The sequence below is a fragment of the Rheinheimera sp. ATLC3 genome (genome assembly GCF_059429535.1).
The window spans coordinates 639,048-652,111 of sequence record NZ_CM182103.1; the positions used below are offsets into that span (position 1 = coordinate 639,048).

Genomic DNA, 13,064 nt, shown 5'->3' on the forward strand with positions numbered 1-13,064 from the left:
AGCTTTAAAGCCCATTTTTATGATTCACAACGTAAACCTTTTATATGCGCATGCTTTTTTTACTTTGGTCCCATACGATTCGAAAATCTCGGAAAGCTGGCCGAGTACATTTCACAATAACACTGTCGTCACCACTAGTGTATGCTAAAGCAATGTCTTCGTATTTCAGTAATGACTTGTACCCAATATAGACTTCTCTCAGAGAGAGGGTTTCATCAAACGATTTGAATCGCAAACCATCGCTATCCTTAGTATGGCCTGAAAGCTGAATTAAGAGCCTGCGCTCTTTTTCATACTTCCAGTGATCAAATTTAGTGATGAGCAATTTTTCCTTACCATGAGGCTTATCTAAAGTGTTTTTATGTAAACGCTCCGATATGTATTCAACCTTCCGAACAAGTTTCTCGGGGACTTCAAACCCAAGACATAGTCCATGGTGCTTATCAGCATAATTTGCCCACTGAACTGGGTTGTATTTATCTTCAGAAAAACACACCAACCCAGTCGATTTTGAAAATTTATTCTTTTGAAATGTAAGAGTGTGTCTAACAGATTTATCCCCTAACTGGACTCCTAGCAGCTCAAAAGGGTCATTGACACTAGAGAAATCTGATATCTTTAATCTTCGATTCTTTAGGTTCTCTAGCCCGTATTTAGCGCAAGTAAAATAGTATAAAAGCATGGCACCCTTACCTAATGAGCCGAGTTGCCGACATGTTGGTGAGTTTTTTACGTATCCGATTCTTTAATACACAATTTGCCCGTTCCAGACATTAATATCAACTGCTCCTGCTCGGTCAGCTGCTTGGCAACCGCCATACCTAAGTATGTCCACTGCTCAATTACCTCAGAGGGCGTCTTTGGCAGCTTCTCAAGGTATGCTTCCGCTGATTTTATCAAATAACTGTCAATTGCAATTTTGATTGTTGTCTCGTCTTTTTGTGGCATCTCGTAATCTCCTATTTTTGCGGTAGCTTTGCCCGCACCCGTCTGTAGTATCGCCAACAAAGTGGCATCTTCTCAATTGAACTTGTGAACCAACCTCGGCCACCGAGGACGTGGTCAATGTGTTTTAGTGATGGCAATATGCCTTGCATGCGAAGACTTCGACGCATTTCTTCCTTCAATTTTGGAAGCAATACTTGGTCACGACTCAACCATTGCTTATAACCTTGATATTGACGCTTAGCGTTTGCTGGTAAGGTAACGAAAAGCCACTCTCTGTCGTATTTATAGAGCAGCGCATACTCTTGAGGAATGAGCTTTCGTATTTCTGTTCTCGATAACGTTGGATGCAACTCGACGGCTCTTTCCAGTCGCTTACGGGCCTCATTGCGCTTGGTCAGGATTCGAAGATATTGACGCCAAGTTGACAGTGCCTTCACAGATTGAATCAGTTGCTCCACAGCACCTGTTGAAACAGCGAATCGCGAAGCTATAACCTTCCTATCGATTCCAGCAATAGCACTATCTATGATGTGTCTCTGCATCTCAGCGGTAATAAACTTTCTTCGTTCATCAACTGCTATCCCCTCGCGTTTTGCGAGCTGCTTGATAAACCCCACGCTTACCTTCATTCGTCGGCTAATCTCTCGCATACTAAATTTGTAAGTGCGTAAGAGCGCCTCTGTCTGCTCTGCTGTATCATCTGTTATTTCTCGCTCTGGTAACGCGCACAGCATGACTGGTGAAGTACTTGGCAGTTGTTCTAGAGCGAAACGTAGAATGATTGGCTTGATGGGGTGAATGCTCAAATGAGGACTATTTGCGAGTGATCGGACGCTTCCTTGGTTGAGGACACTAGGAAGCCCCAAGGCACTCTCAAGTTTTTTCACTATTCTCAACACATGCTTCATACGAATTCGGTCATACGCTGTCACGAACCCTTTAAGCACAAGTAGGTCTCTTACTTTTTGTTCACAGGCTTTGCTATGTGATTCGTAACTACAGAGCAGACTGTGTATATACGCGGCGAAATCTGACTGCTCTGCCCTTGCCCAATTGACTGGCATCGTTTTGCTTGCTGCCTTATCTTCCGGCAAAACATAGCGCCGAGAATTATAAGACTGCTCGTTCAGTAAACATCGGTGCTTCCAACAAGCCTTCACGCCCGTTATCTGATGTGGTAAGTGCCAATATGCCACACCGAGCAGTTCCATATCTTCATCGCGGCAAATAGGGCAATATTTTGCAATGTTAAGCTTTGCCTCGGCTAAATGTGATACGCAAGATAGGTTAGCAATACTCGGACTGTAATCATCAAGCATTACCTGCTTCAGCGCCTCATGACGACAATTAAAAATCTGATGCAATGGATAGGCTGTATGGTTTAAAAGTAACGAAGAACATTCGCACAGAATGTGCCTTGAAATAGCTTTTACATGCGTTGGAATACACTGGTCAATACACACACCCTGTTTGCCAAACCAATCAAGTGATGTACTCCTGTGATCGGTAACTCCCCACAGAAACTGGCAGCGAGCAATATACGAGTACAACGTTTCATCAGGCTGGATTCGCGGTGTATTCAACGTCGTACTCATTGCTCTTCCCTCACGCTCTATACTGGAACATATAAAAAGTTTTGAACAGGAGCAGAAGCAAAGGATGTACAGGCTTCGATATATCCATTATCGACTTCACACTTACTTTCTCCGCTTGAAGTTGGCACCAGATCTCATCACGTTGATGCGGAAACAGTAGGGATAAGTATTGCTTCAGCGCTTTTGACCATTGAGCGGTTAATCTTTTACCCGCAGGCGACGTTGCTCCCTCAAAAAATGAACTTTCAAGGAAAACACTGCGAAAGATGGCTAGCATTCCATGTCCATGTCGGCACTCAGACTTTGCAATCAGATTGGACTCAAATTCCAGCCAGCGATGGAATGTTGTGATCGCAGGCTGAATTCCTCCAGTCTGTTCAAAAGCCTCGGTCGATTTGCCATCAGGAATAGGAAGGTACTTTGATTGTTTGTGGTGCAGTACGTCACCGTGTTTCTGACACGTAAAAACCGTCGCCAATTGGTGATGACTTTGCCAAATACAAAAACCTAGTCGGTTTATCTCCTCATCACGGCACCTCGCACAGTATTTAAGAGGGGCAAACTTGGTCAGCGGCTTTTCGCCTGCGAATAAAACTCGCATCGTTCCTTTGCCATTGAGCTGGTGCTTTGTATGAAGATCGAACCCATCTTTGCCAATAAATGGTCGCCAGAAACTCCCCCCTAAATGCTCATTGATTACTGCATTACAATCTTTGTTGAGTAACGATGAGTTAGCCATCAGAAGCGCCCATCGCGGTAGGAAGCCATCTGAAGTTTTCGGAACAGCCGAACCAAAATAGCTAAACAGTTCCTGCGGGGAAATAAAGTTAGCAAACGTGAGTAATCGAGCTACATAAGCAGGCAAGTACTCACCAGCCCGCAACGGGTACATTTCCAAAATGTGTGGAATTGAATTATCGACCATTTGCCCCTCCGCTTCCATGCTGCTTCATAGCCTCCTTAGCATGCTCAAGCAATGATTTTTGCTGGTCGGTTAAAACCCGTGCAGGCTTACTTGTCTTATTAGCCTGAGTCCTGTCTGGAGCTGTTTGAGAAGCCTCCTGCGCAATTGGTGCAGCGAAAGGAATTTTTAGTCCTTCGAGTTGATCCTTTGTGTTTCGATAAGCCACATCGATAGATTGAAAAAGTGATGCACGATTGGGACGCCCCTTTTGCAGAAAATCGGCAACAATTCGTTTCAAATTACTAAGGTTTCCTTCAGTATAATAATGAACACACTGAAAAAACTCCTTTCCCATAGACGAATCAGGCAAGGACAAAAACTTTGTAAAATAGACCCTAACCAGTCCTTGCCAAAAGGTATCATCTACTTGGTAAGGAGGCTCCTCATAATTGCCATTATGGCTAATGCGTCGAGTTGTCGTTCGATGTGAGTTTTTGAGTATGTCTTGCTCTGGCGTAATAACAAAAACCATAGGGACACCGAGCTGATTGAATAGTTGCTCGATAAAGGCATTGGATACTTTCTTGTCATCTGTCGCGCTATGTTGTTTTAGTGCCCACTGCGCATCATCAATAACCAGCAGTCCCAGACAAGCCATTCTGCAATACTTAATCAACGCTAGGCGCTTTAAAGTCAAGGTGGGCTGCTTATTGACTCTGGGAGCGAATCGATTACCAAGCAACCGATCTAACTCTTCAGCAATTGCTGCAAACAAGCCTGCCCGAGTACCCAAAACCTCCATATCAATTTTTATCCAAAGAACTTGCTTCAGTGCTCGGAACCCAGTCTCTTTAGATGGCTCATGATCAATCACGCTCGGTACAGCGGTTAATAAGAGGTTTATGAGCTTTGTTTTACCCATTCCAGATTGCCCACGATAGAGCATCGCAGTGCCCGAATCTTTGAGCGACTCTGGCATCGGAGCCTCTAGCCCTGCTGTATGCAAATATTTATCGTAATCATCAGTAGCAGGGTTTCTGTTAATGTAGCCCATTCGAATAAGTTGCATAATTCTGGTATACAGTGCATATCCGTGAGGGGGAAGCTTAAAGAACCCCTTTTCTAATAACGCTTCTCTATACCAATTGGGCTTGCCATCTAGTTCCTCTAACTGCTCAACGGGTGTATTTAAGGATTCACACAACTGTTCCTCGTTAAGGCTGTACTCGTTCAACCTTGAGACAAATGGGTTCCCATCGAACAAGAAGTCTTCAGATTCTGATTTAATACTGGGCATTGGCTCCTCCCGTAACTTGAGGTAAGGCCGCCGTTTCGAATAGTGACTTAATCAGGCTGGACTCTCTGACGGTCTCCGTAACCGCAGCGTCCGAGAAGTTTTCATCAAGATCCTTTGCTATACCTTTGCGAGTGGGCTTTCTCGATTTCGCTGCCTTGTTAGTTTCTAGTACTTTGAGTACTTCGCTATACATATCAACTTGTTCGAATTCTTTGTGCTGTTTAGCTACAGCCCGAATAGCTGTCTCATACAGCACGCGATTCTCGATTTCTTTTTCGTGCAGATTATCAAAGCGACGATCTTCTGAGGTCAGCTCAAACCTGACTATTTTCCCGTCAAGATCTGGCACAGCAGACCATATATATCGGGGATCATCAGGGTTATATCTTACAGAAAGCTGAAAGTTGGCTTTCTCATCGCGAAGCTTTTCTTGTAGCTGTTGGAAAGCTCTATCATCAGTGCGATAAGTCAAGCTATAACTTTCTGTTCGCAACGTAACTTCGTCCCTCGCAACTTTAGCGTCACCACGATGCAGCATCGCATATTGAACCTGCTCTCTGGGCTTTATAACCCCTCCCCCCATTTTCTGCCCGATATGCTGATTCCAAATATTCAGAGGAGTAGCAGTGGTATCACACTCGATATCGAAACTATTCAAGCGATTTAAATTCATGCGAGAGCGGTTAAAAATTAATATTGCTTTGATGATTAGCTGGTTTAGCTCGGTCAAGTTCATCCGCGCGAAATTGGAAGGGTGTACAGCATCTTTTGCTGGGTTCGGCTTCACCCTGCCGGGTAGTCTTTGTATTAAAAGACCATCCACGGCATTAAAATTGACTTCAACCGTTCCCTTACCTCGGCTTAAATACGCTGGGGTGTACGATATCCCCTCCCAACCTAAATCTGCCTCCAATGCGTCCGAAAATAGACCTTTGTAATATTCGCCGCCTCGGTCACAAATCAATCTCAGGCATACATGGTGGCACGGCCATTCTTCCTGAGAAATTTGTATACCGAACTTTGCACAATGCTCTACCTTGTTAGTAAATGCGTTATAAAGTGCTCGCTTAGCCGCCATAGCATTGCGGCGAAAGGTAATACAGTATCCCATGACCATTCCGCTATATACGTCCACAATAAAGTACAAGTAAGGTCTTCCCAACGGCTTAGTCGTAATTTTCAGGTTCTTCAACAAGACGCGAGATACAACGTAAATATTTAGTGTTGTCGAGTCTATCTCGTACAAGTCAGACGGACCGATGGCGCTTTGTTGTGCCGTTCCCAACTTCCTTGAGCGATCATTATGAGCTTGCTTTACACTCGTTTTAAGCTGTGCAAGATAGTTATGATCAACACGTCTATTGTAATGGTGCCTGAACTGATTATATGTCATGTACTTTGAAAGATTTAAGTAGCTAATCGGCTTATCAAGCCCAAGACAATCAGACTCGTCATAACAATACTCCACTGTGTAATGGGCGTGCACGGAGGTGGTCTTGTAATCTTCACAGTCTTTCAATGAGCGAGCTAAGAAAGTATCAAGCCTTAAGATGTCTTGCTGATTGGTGTCGCGACGATAGACTAGATGCTGCAACTCTTTACGGATACGCCGTCCAACATACCTGCCGCCACGTTCTCGCTGTCTTTGAAGAGCACGTTCGTGATCCTCAGGCAATGTTCTAGATTTACCGCAAACACTATAGTTAGGTAATAAACTTGCTTTACCACCACCGTAAGCCAATAGTCTGTTAAGCCATGCATATATAGACTGGATGCTGACACCGGGCTTTTTAGACTCAGCCCTAACTCTGGCTGATTTACTATTTTGCTTACTCTTCTGGGTTGGGGCAGCAGCAGCCACTAGCTCAATGAATTCAGTTGAGAGGTAGCCCCGTATATAGGCCTCCACTTGAGACTCCATGCCTTGTTCCCGTGAACCAATAATTGGCTTAACCGCCTCATAACGCTCTTCTGCTATCTCCCAAGATTTCTCATTAGCTCTGAGAAACCAGTCTTGCAGGCTGAATTGATTAGGCTTGCGCCTGAAGTTAACCCAATCTAAACCTTCAATACCTTCTGCAAAGTTGATTATTACGGGTTTGGTTGGACGCTTCTTGTGTAACGAGACTGCTAGCTGACCCTGATTAGGGTAGATCTGGACCACGGTAAAAGTCATGCCTTTACCAATAATAAGACAGTTCACGCTAAGGTCATCTAAGCTGGTAATAGGTAGACCTGAATCTTCGGCTTCAGCGGCCTGTCGAGGAGAATCTTGAATAACTAGGCCCATGCAAATTCTTCCCCGATGAAAAGATATTCGCCGTTATTAATTGGCCTAAATAAATCCAGTTTAATTCTCTTCGTCCACACAAAGTGCCAAAAAACGGCATACAACCGATCTGTTGAAAGGTTTGTTTTCTGTGATATCTGATGAACTAAGTCGATTAAACGCGGGCGCACTATACGGTCATGTCGTAGTGCCTCATGAAACTCAACAAGCAGAGACGTTTTTAGCGTTGGGGGAATCTCCATTTGGCGATGTACCCGAGCAACGGATAAATTTTCGATCAGATGCTTGTTGAACACCCAATGCTCAGAAGTGATTACGAGGTATTTTCGCCCTTGAACTTGCTCCCAATATCGTTTTTCAATTTCGAACTTGTCGTGAGTTCTTTGAATTACACGATCATTACCGTGAGAGCAAATTACATCGCCCTTATACTTAATTGAGACCGCAAAAAATATCACTTCACCTGTCGCTGTCACGACGTAATCAAATAAAAAGTCAGTTGTCATAACCGCTGCTTGAAAGCCAGAGTTTGCCTCCGAAACATTTGTTCGTGGCTCATATCTTGGGTGCATGACGTTAAGCTCCGACGCAATATCAATAGTCGTTTGAACGTCTAATATGGGAACTTGTGTCTTTACGTTTGAGACATTAGACATAAATGCCAAAACCAGCCCAAACTTGCGTTCTAGCTCCGAAAAGTACTCGTGACGTTGCTCGGAAATTGACAACTGCTCGCTCGTCGCCAGCCCAATAGATGAAAATTGACGTGCACTTTTAAATGGGACATGCCCACCGATAAGTATTTGTTTATCGATGTGCTCTTTAATGTGCTTGTAGGTTAGGTCTGTAAGTTCAGGCTGTTTCAGCCCTCGCTTCAGCAACCCACCTGTCGTTGTGGTGTTCATAGCTATCTCTCCAATACATCAAACTCAACAAGCGTTGATATTTGACAGAACCTAAAGAAGATAGCAGACTTCAACTTAAAATATTATTGATAAAACCAATAATATCAGCCACTTATAGTAACAAAAAAGCAATCGAAAGTAAATATAGCGACCTTTTTTAATGACTTAAAACAATGACTTAGTAAAAAGGATTTCTACATATTGGTGAAGGGCTAAACTCCCTCACACCAGCAACCGATTAAATAAAAAATTATACTTTTCATATGGTTATGATTGATTCACAAATGAAAGTAACAGAAGACAAATTAATTTGGTTTGAAGCCTTTCTACATGCCTTTAAAAAGCCGAGCCGAGAGGCATTTCTGGCGTTCACCAAAGCACTCGACGATGATGAGACTCAGGACCAAAGTAAAACTGGAAGTGATGGAGAATCCTCACAGAAGAATTATCTTGAATGAGTTCCGTTACCAAACTCAAGAGCAGTCGCTTAACGTACTAAACTCGCGCCGAGGGTATTGTCACTTGCGCGGCAATCCTTTAACTTGGAGCTATAAAAATTATAAATCTCGCTGCTAACTAACTGTATTTAGCGCAAAGCTGATGACCTGTGAGCAAAAAACAGATCACAAGGACAAGGAATGATCCCCAATTACCAGCAATTCATGCGACCAATGTTAGAGATCGTCCAAGAGCAAAATGGTCAAGAAGTTAAGCTCCGTGATATTATCAATGAGCTGGCCGATAGGTTCGATCTCACGGAAAAAGAGCGCAGTGAGACACTGCCTAGCGGACGACAAAGCATTCTCGATAACAGAGTTGGATGGGCAAGAACTTACCTCACTAAAGCGGGGTTGTTGAAGGCAACTAAGCGAGCACATTTTGTTATTACCGCACGAGGCGCTAAAGCACTTCTAGAAACCAATGAAAGCATCAATAATGACTATCTAAAACAGTTTGACGAGTTTATTGCTTTCAAAGAGCATAAGAATGAGTCTAACGATCCACCAGAACAAACTGGAACCGAACGGAGCTTCGCGTCGAGCACTAACGAAATCACCCCCGACGAAGCGCTACGGGAAGCGTACAAGACAATCAATGAAGCACTCGCCACTGAACTTTTAAATCGTACACGCGATGTTACCCCTGCCTTTTTTGAAGATCTCTTGATCGAGCTACTCTTAGCCATGGGCTATGGTGGGACCGGAGAGGGCGCAGCTCACGCTTTAGGTAAAACAGGCGATAACGGAATAGACGGTGTGATTGATCAAGACCCACTAGGCGTAGACCAAATTTATATTCAGGCAAAACGCTATGCTGAAGGAAACAATGTAAGTGCAGGCAATATTCGTGATTTTTTTGGTGCACTGAATTTGAAGAAGGCACAAAAGGGAATTTTTATAACCACTTCTACTTTTACAGGATCAGCCATTCAAACCGCAAAAAATTTAGGTACACGAATAGTACTTATTGATGGCAACGAACTGGCCAAGCTTATGTTGCGATACAACATAGGGTGCAGGGATGAACAGGTCTTGCACTTGAAGAAAATCGACGAAGAGTATTTTGATAGCTAAAATGCAACTTCATTAGATAATAATAACTACTTTAAGTTGAAGACTATAATCGCCTTATCGCTCGTAGTTTTCAATCAAACAAGAAAAAGGCAAATCGAAGTAGAAATACTTGGTTTTATTTTTTCTTAAGGATTATGAAAGAAGTTTTAAAGGCAAGTAAAAATGAGTTCATTTACGGACAGGATGACAGACAAAGAGTGGGAGAAACTCTGCGAGGTGATGCTACGTTATCATTACGGGCAGCCCTATTTTTGGGTCGTTCCCGACGATGATGGCGGTGATTACGGAATAGAGTTTTACGCTGCAGATGGAACCATTTATCAATGCTATTACCCTGATCCGTTGGCTGATATGCCCAGCTATAAGAAAAAGATTCAGGGGAAAATTAATAAAGATCTGAATAAACTCAAAGAGTATGAAACTGAAATTGCACAAATGCTGGATGGCATGATAATAAAGCAATGGGTGTTACTTACACCGAGAAACAGATCGAAGAGTCTCATCGCATATTGCAACAAAAAAAAGAATGAAACGGTGGCAAAGGATATATGCTTCATCGATAAAGAAAAATTCAAAGTAAAAATAGAGACCGCAGACAGTTTCCCTGACGCACAACTATACGCAAAAAACGTTTATTTAAAGTTAATCGACATACCAATAGCTGAAGTTAGTGAATTTGATAGAGAGACTTGGAAACAAGCCAACAGTGATTTTTCAAATAATATAGAGAGAAAATCTAGCGCTCTATTCAAAGGTAATTCAGAAAGCTTTCAAGATCGCATTGTCACAAAATATATCCAAATAAATAAATTTCTCGATCAGCTGCGAGATGACCACCCTGACTTATACGATAGGATAGAGGGTAGCGCACGAGCTCAATTGGAAAAAATGCAAGACGACTCTACATTAGAGACCAATATTGACAGAGATTTTATAAGAAAAATAGTTGATAGTAATGATGAGGCTTTTGTTAAGTACAAAAATTTACTATCAGATCGAAGCAGCCAGCCCTTGTCATATGGATACCTTTCGAAATGGATAGCGGAGTGCTATATGGATTTTGTTAATGAATGAAAACGCAAGAACTAAACCAGTAGTAACTAATAAACCTTACTCAGTCCCAATCGAGATGCGACCACTTTGGCGAATTAGTTTGTTGATTGCAGCCATTGCTAAAGTGGGAGGAGATAAAGGTTACCTGAGTATTAAGAAGGCAAATTTACTAGTTTGGATGTTAATCAGAAAAGGACGTTGGGAGGAGTACGAAAATTTTTTGAATGAGCGATCTATGAATATTCCTCTTGTTTCGACCGACACAGCAACCTACAAGGCCATCGAGTTTGCTTTAGCGAAAGGTATGATACGCCTTGATTCAAGCAGGCTGTTTATTACAGAAGCTGGTTCGGAGCTAAACCGACTTCTTATAGAAAATGACATCATGAGCAATGAAATATTATTTCTTGAAGAAGTAGGAAAAAAGCTCACTGACAAAAAAGTAAAGGCTATTACAGAGGGGCTTATTTGATGCTTGGTATGACAATTAACAATCTTAGAATTGCTGCCAATACGAATAAAGGCATTTTTTCGGTTGATATCCCCTTTAAAGACGGGCTGAATCTTATTCGAGCAGAAAACTCTTCTGGAAAATCGACATGCATAAACGCAATAGCATACGGTCTAGGTTTAGAAGCTATTCTAGGTCCTAAAAGTAAACGGCCATTTCCAAAGTCCCTTTATGAAGAGATTTATAAGAGTAAAGATGACGAAGTAAGCGCTTCTGTAAAATCATCATATATCTCAATTACGGCGACAAATAGTAAGGATGAGTCAGTTAAGATAACTAGAGATGTCCTTGGTGACGATAACAAAGTAACGATAGTGCAAAATAATCTTTCTAGGGATTACTTTCTCGGATCTTCTGGCAACGTAGGCTCTGCTAAAAGCGAACGCGGATTCCATCGCTGGCTTGCAAATTTCCTAGGTTGGGATTTGCCCAATGTCGTTACCTACGAGGGCCATGAGTCAAAGCTATATATTGAGTGTATATTTCCTCTTTTTTTCATTGAGCAAAAAAGAGGTTGGTCTGAGATCCAAGCTAACATTCCGACTAGTTATGGTATTAAAAACGTCAAAAAATCCGCGATTGAATTTTGCTTAGGTATAGATACCTTTGAGTATGAAAAGAAAATCACTGTACTAAAGAATCGTGTCGATTCTTTAGAAAGGGAATGGCAGCAAATGATTAATGCTGCAGAAGGGATCGCTGATTTTAATTCTATTATTTTAAAGCGAATTCCCGACCTCAAGAACTTTAAAGATACTTACGATATTCAGTTTATGTATCAGGTTGGTAAAGCGACCTTGACGGTTTCTGAAAAAAAGAAAGCTTTGATTTCACTGAACGAAAGCCTTTCACAGCAAATCGATGCTGTTCGACCAGATAGCGAGAAGTTAAACGCTCAGCAAGCTGTAGTTCGCCAGTTACGGCGAGAATCAGATGATGTTAACTCTAAGATTGAAGCAGTGATGCTTTCAATCGCAGATGTTGATGTGAAGGCCGCATCGTTAAGTAATGAACTCGATAAATATCAGCAACTTCGTCGTTTAAAAACAGTCGGAAGTTCAATTGATTCTGAATTAGAAACAGAAACGTGCCCTATTTGTGAGTCTGAATTATACGATACCCTTGGGAACAGAAATGTAAAAGCGGAACCTATGACCTTAGAAGAAAATATTGATTTCTTAAAGAGTCAGTTAGACTTCTATGTGAGTATAAAAGTACGTAATATTGAAACGTTGGAAAATTTACGGTCTAAGAGCAAACTGATAGCTGTGAGACTAAAAGAAGGCGAGAATACTCTAAATGACTTACGAAAAGACCTAAATGATATCGATGGTGATACAAAATCTCTCTTAAGAGAAAAGATAGAGACGGATATAGCCCTAAGGGAAGCTCAAAAAATCGAGAGTGCATTACACGAATTAAAAGAACAAGCATTTAGGATTCACTCTGGTTGGACTACAGCAAATGCATCATTGAAAAAATTACGTGAAGATTCAAGGAATGCTAATGGAGCCAAGATTCTCACGAACTTATCATCCTTAGTTAAAGATAACTTGATCGCATTTAACTTTTCAGGCGCATCAATAAATCAGATTAATATCTCTCAACAAACACTAAGGCCTGAGCAAGAAGGCTATAACATAGTCGCCGAAACTTCTGCAAGCGATTATATCCGCATAATTTGGGCTTATACTCTCGCATTACTTCAGCTAGCCGGGAAATCTGATGATGTACTTCATGGAGGGTTTGTAGTATTTGATGAGCCTAGACAGCATGAAGCAAGTTCTCTAAGTTTCTCTAACCTTATTCAGAAGGCTGCTGAAGCACGCGAATACAAAGGACAAGTTATTTTTGCTACAAGTATAAATAAGTCGGAGCTAGAAGAAGCCTGCAAAAACGAAGAGGTTAATTTACTTTGCTTTGACGATTATATCTTAAAGCTTGAAGATGATAGTTAGCTGAAAGGACTACGACTAAATTGAGGCAT

12 protein-coding genes are annotated in these 13,064 nt (G+C 42.0%); 5 read left to right on the plus strand and 7 right to left on the minus strand.

Annotation, left to right across the window (positions count from 1 at the left end):
• Window positions 1-40: 40 nt before the first annotated feature.
• From AC5SV9_RS02995 to AC5SV9_RS03025, 7 genes are read right to left on the minus strand one after another with little or no spacing between them, the layout of a single operon-like run.
• Complete coding sequence (locus AC5SV9_RS02995) at window positions 41-682, minus strand: DUF2971 domain-containing protein (RefSeq protein ID WP_475152880.1); 642 nt, start codon at window positions 680-682, stop codon at window positions 41-43.
• Window positions 683-729: 47 nt separating this feature from the next.
• On the minus strand, window positions 730-948 hold the full coding sequence (locus AC5SV9_RS03000; protein WP_475152879.1) for a hypothetical protein: 219 nt from the start codon (window positions 946-948) through the stop codon (window positions 730-732).
• A gap of 11 nt (window positions 949-959) precedes the next feature.
• A complete protein-coding gene (locus AC5SV9_RS03005) occupies window positions 960-2,543 on the minus strand; it encodes a TnsD family Tn7-like transposition protein (protein ID WP_475152877.1) in 1,584 nt (527 codons plus the stop codon).
• Window positions 2,544-2,553: 10 nt separating this feature from the next.
• The gene (locus AC5SV9_RS03010; protein WP_475152874.1) at window positions 2,554-3,468 is read right to left on the minus strand and encodes a TniQ family protein; all 915 of its coding nucleotides are present in this window, start codon (window positions 3,466-3,468) and stop codon (window positions 2,554-2,556) included.
• Window positions 3,458-4,744, minus strand: coding sequence for an ATP-binding protein (locus tag AC5SV9_RS03015; protein WP_475152873.1), 1,287 nt, complete (start codon window positions 4,742-4,744; stop codon window positions 3,458-3,460). The genes AC5SV9_RS03010 and AC5SV9_RS03015 overlap by 11 nt, the downstream gene beginning before the upstream one ends.
• On the minus strand, window positions 4,731-7,034 hold the full coding sequence (locus tag AC5SV9_RS03020; protein WP_475152870.1) for a TnsB C-terminal domain-containing protein: 2,304 nt from the start codon (window positions 7,032-7,034) through the stop codon (window positions 4,731-4,733). Before AC5SV9_RS03020 ends, AC5SV9_RS03015 begins: the two co-directional genes overlap by 14 nt.
• The gene (locus AC5SV9_RS03025; protein WP_475152869.1) at window positions 7,025-7,939 is read right to left on the minus strand and encodes a TnsA endonuclease N-terminal domain-containing protein; all 915 of its coding nucleotides are present in this window, start codon (window positions 7,937-7,939) and stop codon (window positions 7,025-7,027) included. The genes AC5SV9_RS03020 and AC5SV9_RS03025 overlap by 10 nt, the downstream gene beginning before the upstream one ends.
• Before the next feature lie 284 nt (window positions 7,940-8,223).
• Between AC5SV9_RS03025 and AC5SV9_RS03030 the strand changes: the two genes are divergently transcribed.
• The 5 genes from AC5SV9_RS03030 (at window position 8,224) to AC5SV9_RS03050 (ending at window position 13,035) form a co-directional block, all read left to right on the plus strand.
• Window positions 8,224-8,397 (plus strand): hypothetical protein, encoded by a 174-nt coding sequence (locus tag AC5SV9_RS03030; protein WP_475152867.1) that lies wholly within the window; start codon window positions 8,224-8,226, stop codon window positions 8,395-8,397.
• 180 nt (window positions 8,398-8,577) lie between these two features.
• Window positions 8,578-9,513 (plus strand): restriction endonuclease, encoded by a 936-nt coding sequence (locus tag AC5SV9_RS03035; protein WP_475152865.1) that lies wholly within the window; start codon window positions 8,578-8,580, stop codon window positions 9,511-9,513.
• A 162-nt stretch (window positions 9,514-9,675) separates the two neighbouring features.
• Window positions 9,676-10,587 carry a hypothetical protein gene (locus tag AC5SV9_RS03040; RefSeq protein ID WP_475152864.1) on the plus strand — a complete coding sequence of 304 codons (912 nt, stop codon included), beginning with the start codon at window positions 9,676-9,678 and terminating at the stop codon, window positions 10,585-10,587.
• On the plus strand, window positions 10,580-11,038 hold the full coding sequence (locus AC5SV9_RS03045; RefSeq protein WP_475152863.1) for a hypothetical protein: 459 nt from the start codon (window positions 10,580-10,582) through the stop codon (window positions 11,036-11,038). Before AC5SV9_RS03040 ends, AC5SV9_RS03045 begins: the two co-directional genes overlap by 8 nt.
• A complete protein-coding gene (locus AC5SV9_RS03050; RefSeq protein WP_475152862.1) occupies window positions 11,038-13,035 on the plus strand; it encodes a coiled-coil domain-containing protein in 1,998 nt (665 codons plus the stop codon). The genes AC5SV9_RS03045 and AC5SV9_RS03050 overlap by 1 nt, the downstream gene beginning before the upstream one ends.
• Window positions 13,036-13,064: the final 29 nt, after the last annotated feature.

What these genes read in the sequence shown, in the direction of transcription:
- AC5SV9_RS02995 (WP_475152880.1), bottom strand. Translation starts at nt 682, where the DNA reads ATGCTTTTATACTATTTTACTTGCGCTAAATACGGGCTAGAGAACCTA.
- AC5SV9_RS03000 (WP_475152879.1), bottom strand. Translation starts at nt 948, where the DNA reads ATGCCACAAAAAGACGAGACAACAATCAAAATTGCAATTGACAGTTAT.
- AC5SV9_RS03005 (WP_475152877.1), bottom strand. Translation starts at nt 2,543, where the DNA reads ATGAGTACGACGTTGAATACACCGCGAATCCAGCCTGATGAAACGTTG.
- AC5SV9_RS03010 (WP_475152874.1), bottom strand. Translation starts at nt 3,468, where the DNA reads ATGGTCGATAATTCAATTCCACACATTTTGGAAATGTACCCGTTGCGG.
- AC5SV9_RS03015 (WP_475152873.1), bottom strand. Translation starts at nt 4,744, where the DNA reads ATGCCCAGTATTAAATCAGAATCTGAAGACTTCTTGTTCGATGGGAAC.
- AC5SV9_RS03020 (WP_475152870.1), bottom strand. Translation starts at nt 7,034, where the DNA reads ATGGGCCTAGTTATTCAAGATTCTCCTCGACAGGCCGCTGAAGCCGAA.
- AC5SV9_RS03025 (WP_475152869.1), bottom strand. Translation starts at nt 7,939, where the DNA reads ATGAACACCACAACGACAGGTGGGTTGCTGAAGCGAGGGCTGAAACAG.
- AC5SV9_RS03030 (WP_475152867.1), top strand. Translation starts at nt 8,224, where the DNA reads ATGAAAGTAACAGAAGACAAATTAATTTGGTTTGAAGCCTTTCTACAT.
- AC5SV9_RS03035 (WP_475152865.1), top strand. Translation starts at nt 8,578, where the DNA reads ATGATCCCCAATTACCAGCAATTCATGCGACCAATGTTAGAGATCGTC.
- AC5SV9_RS03040 (WP_475152864.1), top strand. Translation starts at nt 9,676, where the DNA reads ATGAGTTCATTTACGGACAGGATGACAGACAAAGAGTGGGAGAAACTC.
- AC5SV9_RS03045 (WP_475152863.1), top strand. Translation starts at nt 10,580, where the DNA reads ATGAATGAAAACGCAAGAACTAAACCAGTAGTAACTAATAAACCTTAC.
- AC5SV9_RS03050 (WP_475152862.1), top strand. Translation starts at nt 11,038, where the DNA reads ATGCTTGGTATGACAATTAACAATCTTAGAATTGCTGCCAATACGAAT.